Here is an 18,965-nt window from a genome sequence, read left to right as displayed (position 1 = left end):
CCGTGCGCGGCACGCTCCGGACATGACCCAGAAGACCGTCCCTGTTTCGCGTGTTGCCCCCAATGGCGGCACGCACGCGCCCGAAGTGCAGCCTGCCGCCATGCCCGATGCCGGGGCCTGGGCCCTTATCGCGGGGCTGCTCATGGTGATGACCGTGTGCCATGGCATCATCACCTCGGGCCTGCCCGCGCTCGACAGCGCGATCCTGGCGGACCTGGGGATCAGCCGCGGCGCGCTCAAGTTGCGCGAGACGATCTTCCTGCTCTCGGCCGGGGTGTCGGGGCTGGGGATCGGCTTTCTGACCGCGCGTGTGCCCCCCTCGCGGATCGTGCTGGCGGGCCTCGTGCTCCTGGCGATTACGCTCACCGCCTATGGCCATGCGCGCAGCATCGGGCAGATATATGCGCTCTATGGGCTGCTGGGGCTGTCCTTTGCCTCCTCGCACGTGGTGATCGTGGTGCTGATGGTGCGCGCGCGGTTCTCCGGCCTGCGCACGCTCGCGACCTCGATTGCACTTTCGGGCACGAGCATCGGCGCGGCGATCTTTCCCTCGCTCGCGGTCTTCGCGCTGGAGCAGGCGGACTGGCGCAGTGTCCTGCGCGTGGCGGCCATCATCCCGCTTGCGCTGCTGCCGGTGGCCGCGGTGCTGGTGCGCTCTGCGAAACCGAACAGGCGGGAGGGGGCGCCGGAACCGGCGGTGCCGTCCGGGCCTCTACTCGGCGCGTTCGCGCAGGTGCCGCGCCATCGCCTGGCGCTCGCGCTGCTGCTGGCGGCGACGTTCGGGACTTTCTTCGCCTCGACCGCGTTCCTGCTCAACCTCTTCCTCTACCTTCAGGATATTGGCCTCGGCGCGCGGATGGCGGCCCTCGGCATGACGCTGGTGTTCCTGACCGGCCTGTTCGGCAAGGTGCTGGTGGGCGCGGCGGCGGAGCGTTGGGGGACCAACCGGGTGTGGAATTCGCAGCAGATGCTGCTGCTCGCGGGCGCCTTGCTGCTCAGCCTTGGCGGGCCCATGATCGCGTTTGCAGGGCTGGTGCTGCTCGGCGCAGGGTGGGCCGGGTGCTACGTCCTGACCCAGGTGGTCATCGCTAATTCGTTTGCCGGACCACGGCTGGGCCAGATGACGGGCGCCTTCATCGTCTTTGAATCGATCGCCTCGGGCTCGGGCGTGTTCGTGGCGGGGCGGCTGTTCGATCTGTTCGGCAGCTACCGCCCGGGCTTTCTGATCTGCGCCGCGCTCATTGCCGGTGCCGCGCTGGCAGCCTTCCTATTCCGCCGCCTCGTCGAAGGCGGGCATGCCGTTGCCCATCGCGAAGAGCCCGTCGGCGATCCTGGCTGAGACCCCGAGCATGGGTTCCAGGTAGCGTTCGATGGCCTGGCTGAGCGGCATCGAATTGGCAAAGTAGACGAAGGCCAGCGCGCCCAGCAGATCGCCGCGCCCATCGAAGATCGGCACCGCGATCGAGGAGGTCTTGCCCGGCGTTGCCGAATAGGGCGTGCGCGCGACCGCTGCATAGCCGCATTCGCGGATGCGGACCTGCGCTTTGCCGCTCTGGAAGTCGCGCAGGATCACGGTGTCGAGCGGCTCGTGGATGCGCTGCGACTGGGAGAGCAGCTCGGCCTGTTCGGCCTCGTCCGAGAACGAGAAGAAGACCTGCCCCGAGGCCGACGCCAGCAAAGGCACCTGCCAGCCGGGGTAGTAGTTGTTGAAGGTGAGCGTGGTCTGCGTGCTGGTCGAATCGCGCACCACCATCTTGCTTCCCACCCGGGTCACGACGCTGAGCGGCCAGTGGTGATCGCGCGTAAAGCACTGGATCAGGGGGCGCGCCACGTTCACCAGGCGATCATGGTTCTGGAAACCGCACGAGAGCGTCTGGATAAGCGCGGTCGGGCGGTACCGCTTGCGGGTCGGTTCGCGCTCGATCAGGCCTTCCTCGATCAAGGTGTTCACGATGCGATAGGCGGTCGGATAGGGAATACCCGCCGCGCTCGAGATTTCGGTGAGGCCCAGTGATCCGTAGCGGTTGATGGCCTGGATCACGTTGATCGAGCGCGAGAGCGACTGGATCACGTCCTTGCCCCGGAAGGGCTCGGTTCCGGCGGGGGACGCGGCGGGCGAAGCGACGAATTCAGGCACGGGCATCTCGCGGTTGCTGCATTGATCTGGATCAAAAAAGTTTGCCGAAAGCGGCTTCGAGTCAAGCCGATCCACCGCCTGGCGAGAGAGAATGTCCATGGCATGAACATTGGGACGCGTGGCTGGAGGGCTGCCGCCCGGCCCATGCCGCGATACGGATGGTGCGCTGGCCTGTCGTTTTACCCGTCTGCCCCGGGTGCAAGACCTTGGCTCCCGGCACCAATGCGGCCGCCGGGAGAACGCACAACGGAGTACGTGGCAATCATGAATAGATGCGAAGTCCTGGTCGTGGGCGCGGGCCCTGTCGGCGCGACCTGCGCAGCGCGCCTTGCGGCAATGGGCATCTTGGTGACGTTGATCGAACAGGAGCCGGACTGCGCCCACGACCTCAGGGCTTCGACGATCCACGCCTCGACGCTTGAAATGCTCGACGAGATCGACGCGGCCGAGCCGCTGATCGGCATGGGCCTGAAGGCGCCGATCTACCAGATGCGCGACCGCCGCAGCGGCGAGGCCCTGCGCTTCGACCTGACCGAACTGTCCGACCTCACCCGCTTCCCCTTCCGCCTCCAGTGCGAGCAGCACTACCTGGCCAAGCACCTGGCTACCAAGGTGCAGGAAGCCGACGGCATGGACGTTCATTTCGGCTGCCGCCTCATCGATGCCCGCCAGAACGGCGAAGGCATCATCGCCACGGTGGAGCAGGACGGCGTCCAGCGCGAGATCGCCGCGAAGTTCCTCGTCGGCGCGGACGGCTCGCGTTCGGTCGTGCGCAAGGTCATCGGGGCGGAATTCGATGGCTTTACCTACGAGGAGAAGTTCGTCTCGATGTCGACCCGGCTCGAGATCGAGAAGGCGATCCCCGACCTCGACTACGTGAACTACATCAGCGATCCTGACGAATGGCTGGTCCTGCTCAAGGTTCCGGGCATCTGGCGCGTGCTTGTGCCCGGCGATGGCGATGTCAGCGACGAGGACCTCATCAGCGACGCCAACGCCGACCAGATCTTCAACCGGATCGTGGGGCATGGCAATGTCGAGACCACGCACCGCACGATCTACCGCGTGCACCAGCGCGTCGCCAAGAAGTTCGTGGAGGGGCGCATGGCGATCATCGGCGATGCCGCGCATCTCAATAATCCGCTGGGCGGCTTTGGCATGAACAGCGGCATCCACGATGGCTGGAACCTCGCCGAAAAGCTCTGGATGATCCTGCGCAAGGACGCGGATTTCGAGGCGCTTGCCAAGTTCGAACGCCAGCGCCAGGCTGTCACGCGCTCGTTCATCCAGGCCCAGACCATCGAGAACATGGAGAACATGGGCGAAACCGACCAGACCGCGCTCGCCGCCAAGCGCGAGAAGATGCGCCGTGTCCAGGCCGATCCGGAAGCGCGCCGCGCCTACCTGCTGCGCCAGGCCATGTTCTCCAGCCTTGCACAGGAAAGGGAAATCGCATGACAGGACCGATCACCGAGCCGGCGCTGCGCAAGGCAGCGGGCCCACTCGACCACGTGCGCGGCAACGCGCTCGAATGGGAGATGCTGGGCACCCACGGCCTCAAGCGGCGCAAGCTGGGCGAGGATCCCGAGACCGGGCATGTCACCAACCTCGTCTACATCCCGGAAGGCTGGCGGGGCGGGGGCGTTGCGCACTTCCACGATGCCTTCGAGGAAGTCTACATGCTCGAGGGTTCGGTGACGCTCGATGGCAACCACTACTTTCGCAAGGGCGTCTACTTCTATCGCCCGGGCCACATCGTGCACGGCCACGATGAACGCTCCGAGGAGGGCGCGCTGGCTCTCGTGCGCAGCGACGGGCTGCTCTCGCTCCAGCTGATCCATGAGCCCGAGCAGCCCATCGAGTATCCGCTGCCCGCCGCCGACGATGCGCGTGGTCACGTCTTCGAACTGGCCATCGCCGATGTTGCGCCCCAGCCCGATTCCGCGCTGCCCGAAGGCTGGATGATCAAGACCTTCAGCACCGATCCGCGCAGCGGCGCGCGCACGTTGGAGGCGCTCGTTCCGGCGGGTTGGCAGGGCGAAGCCGCGGCCCTTGGTGTGAGCTGGGAAGCCTACGTTCTGGACGGCGCGCTGGAAGGCGCGGGCGAGACCTGGGGCGCGGGCGACTATACCGTTGGTGCGTCCGACACCCCGCTGCTGGGCGCCACCGCCAGTCTCGAGGGCGCGCGTATCCTCGTCTGGACCTTCGGAGCGGCTTCGTGAAGGCCGCCCGGCTCCACGCTCCGGGCGACATCCGCGTCGAGGACGTCGCCCGGCCGGAGCCGGGCCCCGGACAGGTTCTCGTCCAGGTCATGGCCTATGCGCCTTACGGCACGGACGTGGGGACCTACCTCAACCGGGGTGGGCGCTATGTGAAAAGCTATCCCGTCGGCATCGGCGCGGACTTTTCCGGCATCGTCGCCCAGCTTGGCGCGGGCGTGGAGGGGCTGGCCCCTGGCGACAGGGTCAGCGCGCTCGCGCTCGACCACTGCGGGGCCTGCGCGAACTGCACGAAGGGCCGCCACAACCTGTGTCTTGATCCGGCGTTCCGGACCCCGGTGCGGCAGACCTGCTGCGAGGAATACACGCTTGTTTCGGCGCGCAAGCTCGCGGTCCTGCCCGATGCGGTCGGCTTTGAAGATGCCGCGATGCTGGCCGGGCCCGTCGATGCGCTCAACGCCTTTCGCCGTATGCGGCTGGAGGCGGGGCAGCGGGTCGGCATCGTGGGCGTGGGCGCCATGGGGCTGGGCGCGGTCGCCATGGCGCGCGCGCTGGGGCTCGAGGTCGTCGCCATCGGGGGGAGCGGGCGCCGCTCCGACCTCGCCGGGGACCTTGGCGCAGCCCACCTCTTCCCGATTGCTGCCCATGGGGAGCGCGTCTCTGAGCGTGTGCTTGGCGCGTTCCCGGAAGGGCTGGACGCGGTGATGGAGACCACCGCCTCGGCCTGGGGCATGGACGAGGCTTTCGCCGTTGCCGCGCCGGGCGCGCGTGTCGCGCTGACCGGCGGCGGGGACCTTCCCGTCAGCAACTGGCAGATCGTCGAGCGCGAGCTGGAGATCCTCGGTGTGAAAGCAGGGCCGGGACAGGTCGACGTCCTGGAATTCATCGCCCGTGGGGACCTCTCCCTCCGCCCTACGATCACTCGGCGCTTCGCGCTGGATGACGTGGCCGAGGCCTTTACCCTGCTGGCCGGACCCCAAGCCCGCGATGTCGGGCGTGTCATAATCGAGATCGGAGAGACCGCGTGACAACCGCAAGTGCCCCGCGCACCTTGTATCGCAAGCTCTGGGACAGCCACGTCATCGAAGTCGTGCCCGGAGCGCAAGGAGAGGGTGAGGAAAGCCGCGCGGCTCTCATCCACGTCGACCGCCACCTGCTGCACGAATGCAGCACGCACCAGTCCTTCGAGGCGCTGCGCAGCAACGGGCGCACGGTCCACCGCCGGGAAACCCACCTGGCCGTGCCCGACCACGCCGTTTCGACCGCGCTCGATCGCCTCAGCATCGCGCAGGATGATGGCGCGGCGGGCGCGCAGGTTGCACGTCTTGCCTCCAACGTCGCCGAGTTCGACATTCCCTACGTGCCGCTCGACGATGCGCGCCAGGGCATCGTCCACGTCATGGGCCCGGAGCTGGGCTTTACGCTGCCCGGCATCACGCTTGCCTGCGGCGACAGCCACACCTCGACCCACGGGGCCTTTGGCGCGCTGGCCTTCGGCATCGGCGCGAGCGACTGCGAGACCGTGCTCGCCACCAACGCCATCGTGCAGAGCCGCGCGAAGACCGTGAAGGTCGAACTCTCCGGCACGCTGGGCGCGCACGTCACGTCCAAGGACGTCGCGCTGGCGCTGATCGGGCGCTACGGCGCAGGCTTTGCTACCGGCTGCGCGGTCGAGTTCACCGGCGAGGCGGTGCGCGCCATGTCGATGGCCGCGCGCATGACCTTGTGCAACATGGCGATTGAGGCGGGCGCCCGCATCGGCCTCGTCGCCCCGGACGAGACCACAATCGACTACCTGCGCGGCCGCCCGCTCGCGCCGCAGGGCGAGATGTTCGAGCAGGCCGCGGCCTACTGGCGCACGCTCGCCAGCGATCCGGGGGCGGAGTACGACCGCACCGTCGCGCTTGATCTTGACGCGCTCGCCCCGCAGATCACCTGGGGCACCAACCCGCAGGACGCGGCTCCCGTCGATGGCACGGTTCCGGCCGCGCCCGAGGACGCCGAAGCGGCACGCCAGCACGCCAAGGCGCTCGCCTACATGGGCATCGAAGCGGGCATGCCCGTCACCGACATCGCGGTCGACGTGGTCTTCATCGGCAGCTGCACCAATGGCCGCATCGAGGACCTTCGCGCCGCCGCCGCGGTCGCCCGAGGCCGCAAGGTGGCCGACGGCGTGCGCGCGCTTGTCGTGCCCGGCTCGATGGCCGTGCGCGCACAGGCCGAAGCGGAAGGGCTCGACACGATCTTCACCGAGGCCGGGTTCGACTGGCGCATGGCGGGCTGCTCGATGTGCGTGGCGATGAACGAGGACCGCCTCGCCGAAGGCGAGCGCAGCGCGTCTACCTCCAACCGCAATTTCGAGGGCCGCCAGGGGCGCGGCGGTCGCACCCACCTGATGAGCCCCGCGATGGCCGCGGCTGCGGCCGTGACCGGGCATATCGCCGATGTCCGCACGCTCGAGGAGATCGTGGCATGAAGCCTTTTGAAAGCCTGACCAGCCCGGTTCTGCTCCTGCGCGAGAACCGCATCGACACCGACATCATCTACCCCGCGCGCTTCCTGCTCATCATGCAGCGCGAGGGGCTGGGGCAGTACTTCTGCGCCGACCGCCGCGTCGATTCCGAAGGCAACGCGATGGCCAATCCGATCGACGAGGCCAAGGAACGCGGTGCGGGCATCCTCATCGCGGGCCGCGAATTCGGCTGTGGGTCGAGCCGCGAACAGGCGGTCTGGACGATCAAGGACTTCGGTATCACCTGCGTGATCGCGGAAAGCTTTGGCGAGATCTTCCAGGCCAACTGCCTGCGCAACGGGGTCCTGCCCATCGTCCTTGATCCCGCGACGGTCGAGGAACTTGCCGCCTTCGGCAAGGACGGCGAACTGAGCGTGGATCTCGTCGCGCGCACGATCACGGCGGGTGAGAAGGTCCTCGATTTCGAGATCTCGGACAACGCGCGCGAACGCCTGCTCAAGGGCTGGGACGAAACCGGCATGATCCAGAGCCGCTGGGGCGCGGCGATCTCGACGTTCGAGGAGGGCCAGCGCGCCGCGCAGCCCTGGCTTTACGAGCCGCTCGCGATCTGAGGCGAAATGCCCAGGCACACAGTATCGGGAAGGGCGGCGAAGCAGGGGTTTCGCCGCCCTTTTTGCTGCGCGCGAAAAATGCAACTCAAGTCCGTTGCGTGTGCTCGAACGAAAATTATAACAACGTCTACGTAAATTTCGCGTCGTGCGCTAATTTGCGTGCGGAGTCGGGCGTGGTGAAGCTCTTGGTTCGGTGTCGAACCGGCGTTACCACGGGGCATCGGACGGCTTTGCGCCGGGTATCTCGGACAAGTGCCGGGGCCTGCGCAAGTCGAACGGAAACAAACCCTTTGCAAGAAGGGAACCCGAAGCGCGCGCAGGCCTTGTTCCCCAGGCAGGGGCAAGGGCCGAAGCAAGACGCGGCAATTGGGCGGAGACGATGATGAGTGAAGGCAAGACCACCTCGAAGGCCAAGGCCACCAAGTCGGCCAAGGCATCGCGCGGAAGCGATGATCTGGCGCAGATTCTGGCCGATCAGATCCGCGCCGGACTCCTGCCCGGTGACGGCGCGAAGGACGAGCCCTGGATCGAGGACGCCGCGGCGTTCCTGCTCGATGCGGCGAAAACGCGCGAGGATGGCGAGAGCGTGGTCGAAGTGGCCTCGGCGGGCGAGGAACGCCCGGTTCTGCGCGTGGCGCTCATCAACGAGGACATGCCCTTCCTGGTCGATTCGACCGCGGCCGCGCTCGCTGCGCTGGGCCTCGTGATCGACCGGCTGGTCCACCCCATCGTCAATGTCGCGCGCGAGGCGGACGGGACGCTCGCGCGCTTTGGCCCGGATGGCCATGACGAGGCCTTCACCCGCGAATCGATGATCTACATCGAGATGGCGCGCGTCGATGCCCGCCAGCGCGGCGAACTCAAGCGCACTCTGGAATCGATGCTGGCCGACGTGCGCAGCGCGGTCGCGGACTGGCCGCGCATGGTCGATGCGCTCCACGAGGACGCCTCCACCATCGCGGACCGCGAAGGCGCCGCCCTGCTGGAGTGGTTCGCCTCAGGCATGCTCACGATCCTGGGGCACGTCACGCGCGGGCGCGATGAAAGCCACTCCAAGCGCCTGGGCATCTGCCGCCGCGGGGTGAAGACGCTTCTCTCCGATGCCAGCTACGAACGCGCCTTTGCCACGTTCGATGCCCAGCTTGCCGAGGGCAAGCTGACCGCGCCGATGGTGATCAAGGCCAACCGCGTGTCGAGCGTGCACCGCAGGGTTCCGCTCGACCTGTTCCTCGTGCCCGTCGTCGAGGAGGGCAAGGTCACGGCGCTTTCGGTCCATGCCGGCATCTGGACCAGCGAGGCGCTGGCATCGACGCCCGACCGCGTGCCGCGCCTGCGCGGAGTGCTTGCGCGCATTGCCTCGAACATGAACTGCGATCCGCGCAGCCACACCGGCAAGGCGCTGGCGCATGCGCTGACCAGCCTGCCGCACGATCTGGTGCTCGGTCTGGAAGATGCCGATGTCGAGCGGCTGGCGGGCACGATGACCGGCCTCGTGGACCGGCCCCGGCCGCGCCTGCTGCTGGCGACCGCACCGCTCATGCGCCACCTCTTCGCCTTCATCTGGCTGCCGCGTGACCTGGTCTCGACCAAGATGCGCCACCGCATTCAGGCGCTCGTCGAGGAAGCGGCCAACGCGCCCGCGCTCGACTGGACGCTGGTGGTGGAATCGGGAAGCCTGGCCATGCTGCGCTACACTTTCGACATTCGCGAAGGCGCGCAGGAGCCCGACGAGGCCCAACTCGACCATCGCCTGCAGGTGCTGCTGCGCGGCTGGACCGAGGCGGTCGCCGCCGTCCTTGCCCAGCAGCTTGAACCGGCGCGAGCCAACGCCATCGCGGGCCGCTATGCGGAAGGCTTCCCGCTTGGCTACCGCAGCGAGTATGGCCCGGCCGAAGCCGCCATCGACATCGCCCATATGCGCAAGATCGTGGTCGGCGAGGCGGGCGAGGCCGCACGCGCCACGGGCCAGCGCGACGCGCGCCTCTACGCCCATGAACAGGACGAAGAGGGCAACCTGCGCCTGAAGATCTACCAGGCTGCGGGCCAGCTGCCGCTCTCCGATGCGGTCCCGGCGCTTGAGAACTTCGGCTTCCGCGTCCTGGCCGAAGTGCCGACCGTGCTCGACCAGGGGCGCATCGGCACGATCCACGACTTCACGCTGGAACTTCCGGCAGGCACCGAGCCCCATGCGGTGCTGGGACTTGCGCCCATGATCGAGGACACCTTGTGCGCGGTCCTCAACGGCGAGGGGGAGAACGACGCCTTCAACCGCCTCGTCCCCGGCCTTGGCCTCTCCAAGCGCGAGGCCAACTGGCTGCGCGCCTTCTACCGCTACCTGCGCCAGGGCGGCATGCACTTTGGCATCGCGACCGTGGTCGAGGCGCTGCTCGGCGCACCCAAGGTGACACTGGGCATTGTCGACCTGTTCCGTGCGCTCCACCAGCCTGACTTCAAGGGCGACCGCAAGGCCGCGCAGGGGAGCGCGGAAGAAGCCATCCGCGAAGGCCTGGCCGGGGTTGGCGCCCTCAACGATGACCGTCTGCTGCGCGCCTACCGCGACCTCGTGCTGGCCATGCTGCGCACCAACGCCTTTGCCCCGCACGCGCAGGTGGCGCTGGCCTTCAAGTTCGATTCCGCAGGCGTTCCCGGGCTTCCCAAGCCGCTGCCCTGGCGCGAGATCTTCGTCTATTCGCGCCGGGTCGAAGGCATCCACTTGCGGGCCGGGCCGATCGCACGCGGCGGCCTTCGCTGGTCCGACCGGCGCGACGACTTCCGCACCGAGATCCTGGGCCTGATGAAGGCGCAGCGCGTCAAGAACGCGGTGATCGTGCCGACGGGTGCGAAGGGTGGTTTCTATCCCAAGCAGCTGCCCGATCCCACGCGCGACCGCGCAGGCTGGGCGGCCGAGGGGCAGGCCAGCTACGAGATCTTCATCGCAACCCTGCTCTCGGTCACCGACAACATCGTCGAGGGCAAGGTCGTCCATCCCGAATGTGTCGAGATCCGGGACGGCGAGGACCCCTACTTCGTGGTCGCGGCCGACAAGGGCACGGCCAAGTTCTCCGATGTGGCCAATGGTATCGCGGAATCGAAGGACTTCTGGCTCGACGATGCCTTCGCCAGCGGCGGCTCGAACGGTTATGACCACAAGGCCATGGGCATCACCGCACGCGGCGCCTGGGTCTCGGTGCAGCGCCACTTCCTCGAAATGGGGATCGACGTGCAGACCGACCCGGTCCGTGTCGTGGGCTGCGGGGACATGTCGGGCGACGTGTTCGGCAACGGCATGCTGCTCTCCAAGGCGATCAAGCTGGTGGCGGCCTTTGACCACCGCCATATCTTCATCGATCCCGATCCCGACCCGAAGACCGGCTGGGACGAGCGCAAGCGCCTGTTCGAGCTCACCCATTCAAGCTGGGATGATTACGACAAGTCGCTCATCTCCAAGGGCGGCGGGGTCTTCCCGCGCTCGATGAAGTCGATCCCGCTGAGCCCGGAAATCCGCAAGGCGCTGGGCGTCGAAGTCGAGGCGCTCGATCCGGATTCGCTGATTTCGGCGATCCTGTGGGCCAAGGTCGACCTCCTCTGGTTCGGCGGCATCGGGACTTACGTGAAAGCCTCGAGCGAGAACAACGCGACCGTGGGTGATCCCGCCAACGACGCGCTGCGTGTCAGCGCCAACGAGGTCGGCGCGCGGGTCATCGGCGAGGGCGCGAACCTGGGCGTCACGCAGGCCGGGCGCATCGAGTTTGCGCTCAAGGGCGATGCGGGCCGTGGTGGGCGCATCAACACCGACTTCATCGACAACTCGGCGGGCGTCGACTGCTCGGACAACGAGGTCAACATCAAGATCTCGCTCGCCGCGGCGCGCCGGGCAGGCAAGCTTACCGAGAAGAAGCGCGTGGCGCTGCTGCGCGACATGACCGACGAAGTCGCCGAGATCGTGCTTGAGGACAACCGCCTCCAGGCGCTTGCCCTTTCGATTGCCGGGCGCGGCGGAGCGGACACGGTCCACTCGCACATCCGCCTCATCGAAATGCTCGAAGAAGGTGGCAACCTCGACCGCGTGACCGAAGGGCTGGCCGAGAACGAGACGCTGGTGCGGCGCGGGCAGGACGGGCGCGGACTGGTCCGCCCTGAGCTCGCCGTTCTCCTTTCGAGCAGCAAGCTGGTCCTGCAGGACGCCATCGAGAACAGTTCGTTGCCCGATGGCGAAACTCTGGAGCCGATGCTGGTCGGGGCTTTTCCCGAGCCGATGCAGGCCAAGTACACGACCTTCATCCGCGAACACCGCCTAGCGCGCGAGATCATTGCGACCAAGCTTGCCAACCGCATCGTCAATCGTCTGGGCCTCGTCCATCCCTTCGAGGTGGCCGAGGAAGAGGGCGCGACGCTGGGCCAGATGGCCGCGGCCTTCGTTCTGGCCGAGGACATGTTCGATCTGGGCGATCTGTGGAGCCAGCTCGAGACTGCCGAGATGCCAGAAGAAGCGCGTCTCGCCCTGTTTGACCGGACGGCGGGCGCGATGCGCTCGCATATGGCCGACCTGCTGCGGGCTGGCGCAGGACGCGTGGCGCCGGGCGAGCTCAAGGATCGCCTCAAGGGCGGCATGAAGGTCCTCAAGGCCGACGTCTACGACCTCCTGGGCGAACACGCGCAGGGGCAGTCGAAGCGCATCTTCGAGAGCTTGTGTGAGCTTGGCGCGCCCGAGGAGCAGGCCCGCGCAGTGACGCGCCTGTTCGATCTCGATGGCGCGGTCGGCATCTCCGACCTTGCCGCCGAGACGAAGATCGCGGCGCGCGAACTGGTGGAGGCCTTTACCTCGCTGGGCGCCGGGCTGGGGCTCGACTGGGCGCAGGCGAGCGCCGCCCTGATGACGCCGACCGACCCCTGGGAGCGTCTGCTGGTGGCGGGACTTGCCCGCGATTTCCAGCAGATGCGGCTCGATTTCCTGAAGGCGCTCGTGCGCACCAAGGCGGGCAAGGACGATCTCGACGGCGCGACCGCACAGTGGACGCGCGAGAACTCGGCCGCGATCTCTGCCTTCCGTACGGTTGTGCGCCGGGCCGAGGAAGCAGGCACGCATACACCCGCGATGCTTGCGCAGATCGCGGTGCAGGCGCGCAACCTGCTCAAGCGCTGAACGCCGCGCGCGCGCGGCGGGTCAGTCTGCGGACTGGTCTGCCGCGCGCGGGTGGACGAAGCGCTTGGCGATAGTGCGGGCCAGCCAGGGGCCCAGCAGCAGGATCGCGGCCATGCGCGCGGTCTGGAGCGTCATTACGAAGCCCACGTCGACGGGCGAGGACGCCGCGACAATGGCGATCGAATCCATGCCGCCCGGGCTCGTCGCGAGGTAGGCGGTGGCGATGCTGACGTGTGCGATGCGCGACAAGCCCAGGCCGAGCAGGAAGCAGGTCCCCATCATCGCGGCAATCGCAACGAGGACGGCGGGAAAGACCGTGCGGGCGCGCTGGATCGTCTCGATCGTGAAACGCGAGCCGATGCCCCAGCCCACCACCATGTAGGCGACGGCAAGGAGCGCGCGTGGGACCGCGAAGCTCTCGACGAGGCCGCTCGCATGGAGAATGGTGCCCAGGACCAGTGGTCCCAGGATGTTGGGAGCCGGCAGGCGCACCAGACGCCCGAGGAACAGCCCCGCCGCTGCCGTAGCGAGCGTCGCCAGCATGGGCATGGGCGCGACCGGCCAGAACCAGGGCTGCGAAGCGGTGGTGACCGCGTGGGCGGAGCTTTCCTCGCCCAGCGTCATCGCCAGCGCCGAGGCGCCCAGCGTGACCATGACCACGCGGACGTAGGTCATGAAGGCGACCATGCGGAAGTCCTCGCCGCTGTCGCGCGCCATCAGCACCATGGCGGTTGCAAGGCCGGGCGCCGAACCCCAGATCGCGACGGCGCCCGGCAGGATGCGAAAGGCCGCCAGAAGAATGCCCGTGCCGAAGGCGACGAAGAGCGTGGCAAGCGCGCCGCCGATGAAGATCGGCCAGTCGGCGGCAAAGCGTGCGACGACCTCGGGGCCCATCGAGGCGGCGATGAGGCAGCCGACAATGGACTGCGCGGCTGCGAAAAGGCCCGGGTCCGCTTTCATCTCGTAGTCGCGCAAGGCGAACGCGATGGCCGCGAACATGGGGCCGAGCATCAGGCTGGCCGGGATGTGAAGCAGGTTTCCGCCCGCGCCCAGCACCACCGAGAGGGCGATGAGAGCAAGCCAGCGCTGCGGATGCGAAGGAAGAAGGGTCACGCGGGTTCCGGCGCTGTTGTGCGGGAGAGGGCTGATCTCCCCGCTCTGCGCGCAGGTGCGGGCAAAAGCAATCCTTCGCACTTGCAGCAATCCGGCTGGCGGATGAAGTGGGCTCGTCCTCAGCCCAGCGGAAGCTTGAGCGGTGGCTTGATCGTCTCGAGCACGATGATCGATTTCACGTCCCGTACGCCGGGGATGCGCAGCAGGGATTTGAGCGTGATCTGCGAGAGATGCTCGACATCGCGCGCGATGACATGGACCAGGTAGTCCATGTCGCCGGTCACCGCATGGCAGGCGATGACATAGGCGTTGTCCTGGATCGCGCTTTCGAAGCGTTCGATGTTGACGTCCGAATGGGCATCGAGGTTGATGAGCACGTAGGCGTTGAGCTCAAGCCCCAGCTTGCGCGGATCGAGCACGGGCTGGTAGCCCCGGATCACGCCGTCTTCTTCCAGCTTGCGGATACGGCGGCTGACCGGCGTCGCCGAGAGTGCGGCGTGTTCGGCCACTTGCGCCACGGGCATGCGCGCATCTTCCTGGAGCGCGGCGAGGATCTTCCGGTCGAATTCGTCCAGCGGCATGAATCATCCAATTCCAGGTTGTTTCTTGGTGGAATACACCATGAAGGCCCTTCTGGGGAGCGCAGTGCGCACGAAAACGGCGCGGGGCCTGTGGTACTATCTCCCTCATGAAGACACCGCAGACGACAACAAGCGCAAGTGGTCTTCGTGGAGAGTATGGCAAGGTGGGCGCGGACTACACCGCCGCGCAGGAGTGGGATGCCTATACGCCCGCGATGCACGACAGGTGGCGCCGCCTTTACCAGGCGCAGGCCGAACTGACGCGCCGGCACGGGTGTCGCGCGTTTGGTGAGGGTTTGGCGCGGCTCGATTGCGCGCAGGCCATTCCGCGCTTTTCGGACGCGAACCGCGTGCTGGAACCGGCCACCGGCTGGCGGCTCGTCGCCGTGCCCGGGTTCATCCCCGACGCGGTTTTCTTCGAGCATCTGGCCCACCGCCGTTTCCCGGTGACCCGCTGGCTGCGCGAGGAGCACGAGCTCGACTATCTGGTGGAGCCCGATGTGTTCCACGACTTCTTCGGCCATGTGCCGATGCTGCTCGACCCGGCCATCGCCGATTTCCTGCAGGCTTATGGCACGGCGGGCGCACGGGCGATGGAACTGGGCGCGCTCGACATGCTGGCGCGGCTCTACTGGTACACCATCGAGTTCGGCCTCGTGCGCGAGGACGGCGCGCTCAAGGTGTTTGGCGCAGGCATCCTGTCCTCGGCAGGCGAGACGCGCTTCTCGGTGACGGACCCAGACGTGCTGCGCCTGCCCTTCGATCCCTTGCGGATCATGCGCACGGGCTACCGCATCGACGCGTTCCAGGAGACGTACTTCGTCCTCGATAGCCTGCCCGAACTCGTCGAGCGGCTCGTCGCGCTCGACCTTACGCCTTTCTATGCGCGCTGGCGCCACACGCCGCCGATTGCCCCGGGCGCGTGCCTGCCGGGCGAGACGACATTCGATAATCTGGGAGAGACTGCATGACCGACCTTTTCGAAAACCCGATTGGCCTCGACGGCTTCGAGTTCGTCGAGTTTTCCGCGCCCGAGAAGGGCCTACTCGAACCTGTGTTCACCGCGATGGGCTTTACCCGCGTGGCGCGCCACCGCTCCAAGGATGTGGAGCTGTGGCGCCAGGGCGGGATCAACTTCATCACGAACTATGAACCCCACAGCCCGGCCTGGTTCTTTGCGCGCGAGCATGGCCCTTCGGCCTGCGGCATGGGGTTTCGGGTCAAGGACGCGCGCGCGGCCTACGAGGAATTGCTGCGCCGCTCGGCCGAGCCGGTCCATGTCGAGACTGGTCCGATGGAGCTGCGCCTGCCTGGCATCCGGGGCATTGGAAGCTCGATCATCTATCTCGTCGACCGCTACGAGAGCGCGGCTGACCCGGCGGCGCTCTCGATCTACGACATCGACTTCGCGTACTTGCCCGGCGTCGAGCGCCATCCGGCGGGCGCGGGCTTCAACACGATCGATCACCTCACCCACAACGTCTACGGCGGGCGCATGGCCTACTGGGCGGACTACTACGAAAAGCTCTTCAACTTCCGTGAGATCCGCTATTTCGACATCAAGGGCGAGTACACCGGTCTCACCTCGAAGGCGCTGACGGCCCCAGACGGGCGCATCCGTATTCCGCTCAACGAAGAGGGCGAGGGCGGGAAGGGCCAGATCGAGGAATTCCTGCGCGCCTTCAACGGCGAGGGAATTCAGCACATCGCGCTCATTACAGATGACCTTGTCGCCGCGTGGGACCGCCTCAAGGACCTGGGCGTCCCCTTCATGAGCGCGCCGCCTGAAACCTACTACGAGATGCTGGCCGAGCGCCTGCCCGGCCATGGCCAGGACGTGGGCGAACTGCAGGCGCGCGGCATTCTCCTCGATGGAACGACCGAAGGGGGCGCCCCGCGCCTTCTCCTCCAGATTTTCGCCGAGGCGCAGGTGGGCCCCGTCTTCTTCGAATTCATCGAGCGCCAGGGCGACGATGGCTTCGGCGAAGGCAACTTCAAGGCGCTGTTCGAATCGATGGAGCGTGACCAGGTCCGCCGCGGCGTCCTCCACGTCGAAGAAAACGGCTCGAAGGATTGAGACAGACGGGGGAAGGTGGACCGTTCAGGGAGCCACCGCCTCCGCCGCGTGCCGGACCTCCCTTCCTCCGGGTCGAGGTCCGGCACGCCCCCCACATGAGACACCGGGAGAGAATGCCATGACCCAACTTCCTGCACCGTCGCTTGGCGGCATCCACCACGTTGCGTACCGCTGCCGGGATGCGAAGGAGACCGTGGACTTCTACCGGGACGTGCTGGGCATGGATTTCCAGCTCGCCATCGCCGAGGACAAGGTGCCCTCCACCGGCGCGCCCGATCCGTACATGCACGTCTTCCTCGATTGCGGGGGCGGCAACGTGTTGGCCTTCTTCGAACTGCCCAATTCGCCCGCGATGGACCGCGACCGCGCGACGCCCGAATGGGTCCAGCACATCGCCTTCAAGGTCGACAGCGAGGACGATCTGCTCGCGGCCAAGGCCCGTCTGGAAGCGCGCGAATTGGAGGTGGTGGGGCCGGTTCACCACGGGGTGTTCAAGTCGATCTACTTCTTCGACCCCAACGGCCACCGGCTGGAACTGGCCTGGCAGTTCGGCACGTCCGACCAGATGGGGCGCCTCAAGGCCGTGGCCGACGACATGCTGGAGGAATGGAGCCGCACCCGCCGCGCGCCGCGCCACGCGGCCTGGCTGCATGAGGAGGCGGCGCAGGGCTGAGGTTACTGGGGTGACGCCATCCGTCATCGAACAGAGAAAGTAAAAGGAAGAAAGCCATTTCAAGGGGCCATCGCCCCTTGACCCCAGAATGGGCGACCTCACCGTTCCCAGCCAGGGCGGGGTGTGGGGCGCGGGGCAGACAGTTCGGGGAGCCCGAGGGCGATGGCCCTCGGAATTATCCTTCTTCCTACTCCCCCTTTCCCTTGAAGGAAAAAGCCCGCCGGGGTGACCGGCGGGCTTTTCGTGTCATCGGGGACGATGCGCTCAGCGCAGGCGCACCGGGATGAAGATCGGCGGGTTGCCGCGCGGCTGGACGCGCAGCAGCATGGCCGAGCGCTTCTCCGACTTGGCCGCTTCGACGGCCTTGGCGAATTCGGCCTTGGAGTTCACTTCCTTGCCGTCGGCCAGCAGCACGATCATGCCGCGGCGAAGGCCCTTCTGGGCCGCGTCCGAGGCGGCATCGACACCGGCGATGACCACGCCCTTGGACGGATCGCTGACGCCCAGCTGGCGCGCGATCTGCGGGCTCATGTCGATCACCGAGACGCCGAGGGTCTCCTCGATCACGCCCTGGGTGTCTTCCTGACCGCGGTTGTCGAAGGGGTTGGAGTCGGAATCATCGTCCGGGTTGAACGCCTGGTTCAGTTCGTCCTCGCCAGGGCGCTTGGCGACCGTGGCGTTGAGCGTGATCTTGCGGCCATCGCGCAGGACCACCAGCGGAATGCGGCTGCCCGGCTCGGTGTTGGCGACGAGGAAGGAGAGCGACTGCTCGCGGTTCACTTCCTTGCCGTCGACCGAGATCACGACGTCGCCCGCCTTCATCCCGGCCTTGGCTGCCGCACCTTCGGGCTCGACCGCCTGGATGAATTCGCCCTTGTTCTTTTCCACGCCCAGCGCTTCGGCGAGATCGTCGTTGAGCGGCTGGATGCGCACACCCAGATAGCCGCGCTCGATTGCCTCGCCCTTGATGAGCTTCTGGACGATGGGGGCTGCGGTCTCGGCCGGAATGGCAAAGCCGATGCCCACGCTGCCGCCGGTCGGCGAGAAGATTGCGTTGTTGATGCCGATGACGTTGCCGTTCATGTCGAACATCGGGCCGCCCGAGTTGCCCCGGTTGATCGCCGCGTCGGTCTGCAGGTAGCGGTCATAGGCGCCGCCGCCGCCGGTGTTGCGGTAGACCGCCGAGATGATGCCCGAGGTGACGGTGCCGCCCAGGCCAAACGGGTTGCCGATGGCGATGATCCATTCGCCCACGCGCGACTTCGAGCTGTCGCCGAACTTCACGAAGGGGAAGGGCTTGTCACGGCCGATCTTGAGTACGGCCAGGTCCGAGGCGGCGTCCTTGCCGACGAGCTTGGCCGGGTACTCGGTGCCGTCGGGCATGGTGACGGTGATCGATTCGACCTCGCCCTTGCCGTCCGCGGTGATCACGTGGTTGTTGGTGACGACATAGCCGTCCGCCGAAATCACGAAGCCCGAACCCAGCGACTGCGCCTCGCGCGTCTGGGGCGAGCCGCCACGGTTGCCGAACAGGCCCTCGAAGGGCGTGCCGGCAAACGGGTTGGCCTGCTGCTGGACCTGGATGCGCTGACGCGTCGAGATGTTGACGACGGCAGGGGCCAGCTGTTCGGTGAGATCGGCGAAGCTGGCCGGCGCGCCGGAGCGCGGCACGACATGCGTCATCTGGCTGGCTTCGTTCTGGGCGACTTGCGCCCCGGCGGGATATCCGGTCGCCAGCGAGAGGGTGGCGCCTCCCAGAAGGAGGGCGGTGGTCAATCCATAAGCGTATCGCACGGGCTTCACGTCCTTTGATTCCTCCGTTGCAACGGTGTCACGGCACCGTTTGTTCCGACCCCGCCCCCCGGATGAAGCGGCGCAACTTAACCGGGTTTGAATGGTGCGGGGCTCGGGCTGGTATCTGTCCAAAAATCCGGGCCG

Annotated in this window: 14 protein-coding genes; 10 read left to right on the top strand and 4 right to left on the bottom strand. The window is 67.0% G+C overall.

What is annotated here, in order from left to right; translation table 11 throughout:
* Positions 1-22: 22 nt before the first annotated feature.
* Complete coding sequence (locus HT578_RS08030; protein ID WP_213503581.1) at positions 23-1,339, top strand: MFS transporter; 1,317 nt, start codon at positions 23-25, stop codon at positions 1,337-1,339.
* On the opposite strand, the gene HT578_RS08025 is transcribed toward HT578_RS08030, so the two are convergent.
* Complete coding sequence (locus HT578_RS08025) at positions 1,268-2,137, bottom strand: helix-turn-helix domain-containing protein (RefSeq protein ID WP_213503580.1); 870 nt, start codon at positions 2,135-2,137, stop codon at positions 1,268-1,270. The two genes, HT578_RS08030 and HT578_RS08025, sit on opposite strands and share 72 nt — an antisense overlap.
* A 264-nt stretch (positions 2,138-2,401) precedes the next feature.
* Between HT578_RS08025 and HT578_RS08020 the strand changes: the two genes are divergently transcribed.
* From HT578_RS08020 to HT578_RS07995, 6 genes are all read left to right on the top strand, one after another.
* Entirely contained in the window at positions 2,402-3,595 is a 1,194-nt protein-coding gene (locus HT578_RS08020; protein WP_338422175.1) for an FAD-dependent oxidoreductase, read from the top strand.
* Positions 3,592-4,359, top strand: coding sequence for a cupin domain-containing protein (locus HT578_RS08015; RefSeq protein WP_213503578.1), 768 nt, complete (start codon positions 3,592-3,594; stop codon positions 4,357-4,359). Before HT578_RS08020 ends, HT578_RS08015 begins: the two co-directional genes overlap by 4 nt.
* Positions 4,356-5,384, top strand: a complete 1,029-nt coding sequence (locus tag HT578_RS08010; protein ID WP_213503577.1) for a zinc-dependent alcohol dehydrogenase — start codon at positions 4,356-4,358, stop codon at positions 5,382-5,384. Before HT578_RS08015 ends, HT578_RS08010 begins: the two co-directional genes overlap by 4 nt.
* On the top strand, positions 5,381-6,832 hold the full coding sequence (gene leuC, locus HT578_RS08005; RefSeq protein ID WP_213503576.1) for a 3-isopropylmalate dehydratase large subunit: 1,452 nt from the start codon (positions 5,381-5,383) through the stop codon (positions 6,830-6,832). The genes HT578_RS08010 and leuC overlap by 4 nt, the downstream gene beginning before the upstream one ends.
* A complete protein-coding gene (gene leuD / locus HT578_RS08000) occupies positions 6,829-7,440 on the top strand; it encodes a 3-isopropylmalate dehydratase small subunit (protein WP_213503575.1) in 612 nt (203 codons plus the stop codon). The genes leuC and leuD overlap by 4 nt, the downstream gene beginning before the upstream one ends.
* 382 nt (positions 7,441-7,822) lie before the next feature.
* Positions 7,823-12,583, top strand: coding sequence for an NAD-glutamate dehydrogenase domain-containing protein (locus HT578_RS07995; RefSeq protein WP_213504193.1), 4,761 nt, complete (start codon positions 7,823-7,825; stop codon positions 12,581-12,583).
* Positions 12,584-12,604: 21 nt separating this feature from the next.
* Here the strand turns inward: HT578_RS07995 and HT578_RS07990 are convergent, their stop codons facing one another.
* Positions 12,605-13,696 carry an AbrB family transcriptional regulator gene (locus HT578_RS07990; RefSeq protein ID WP_213503573.1) on the bottom strand — a complete coding sequence of 364 codons (1,092 nt, stop codon included), beginning with the start codon at positions 13,694-13,696 and terminating at the stop codon, positions 12,605-12,607.
* Between the two features lie 119 nt (positions 13,697-13,815).
* Positions 13,816-14,277 carry an Lrp/AsnC family transcriptional regulator gene (locus HT578_RS07985; RefSeq protein WP_039391041.1) on the bottom strand — a complete coding sequence of 154 codons (462 nt, stop codon included), beginning with the start codon at positions 14,275-14,277 and terminating at the stop codon, positions 13,816-13,818.
* A gap of 107 nt (positions 14,278-14,384) precedes the next feature.
* Here HT578_RS07985 and phhA point away from each other — a divergent pair, with 107 nt between their 5' ends.
* From phhA to HT578_RS07970, 3 genes are all read left to right on the top strand, one after another.
* Positions 14,385-15,248 (top strand): phenylalanine 4-monooxygenase, encoded by an 864-nt coding sequence (gene phhA / locus HT578_RS07980; protein WP_213503571.1) that lies wholly within the window; start codon positions 14,385-14,387, stop codon positions 15,246-15,248.
* Complete coding sequence (gene hppD / locus HT578_RS07975; protein WP_213503564.1) at positions 15,245-16,354, top strand: 4-hydroxyphenylpyruvate dioxygenase; 1,110 nt, start codon at positions 15,245-15,247, stop codon at positions 16,352-16,354. Before phhA ends, hppD begins: the two co-directional genes overlap by 4 nt.
* A gap of 118 nt (positions 16,355-16,472) precedes the next feature.
* On the top strand, positions 16,473-17,027 hold the full coding sequence (locus HT578_RS07970) for a VOC family protein (RefSeq protein ID WP_213503562.1): 555 nt from the start codon (positions 16,473-16,475) through the stop codon (positions 17,025-17,027).
* 264 nt (positions 17,028-17,291) lie between these two features.
* Here HT578_RS07970 and HT578_RS07965 read toward each other — a convergent pair whose 3' ends face one another.
* Positions 17,292-18,821 (bottom strand): Do family serine endopeptidase, encoded by a 1,530-nt coding sequence (locus HT578_RS07965; RefSeq protein ID WP_213503560.1) that lies wholly within the window; start codon positions 18,819-18,821, stop codon positions 17,292-17,294.
* Between the last annotated feature and the right edge of the window lie 144 nt (positions 18,822-18,965).

It is taken from the genome of Novosphingobium decolorationis (genome assembly GCF_018417475.1).
Classification (GTDB): Bacteria; Pseudomonadota; Alphaproteobacteria; order Sphingomonadales; family Sphingomonadaceae; genus Novosphingobium; species Novosphingobium decolorationis.
The sequence above is the reverse complement of the archived record's forward strand: the minus strand, read 5'-3'. Positions and strand labels throughout refer to the sequence as shown.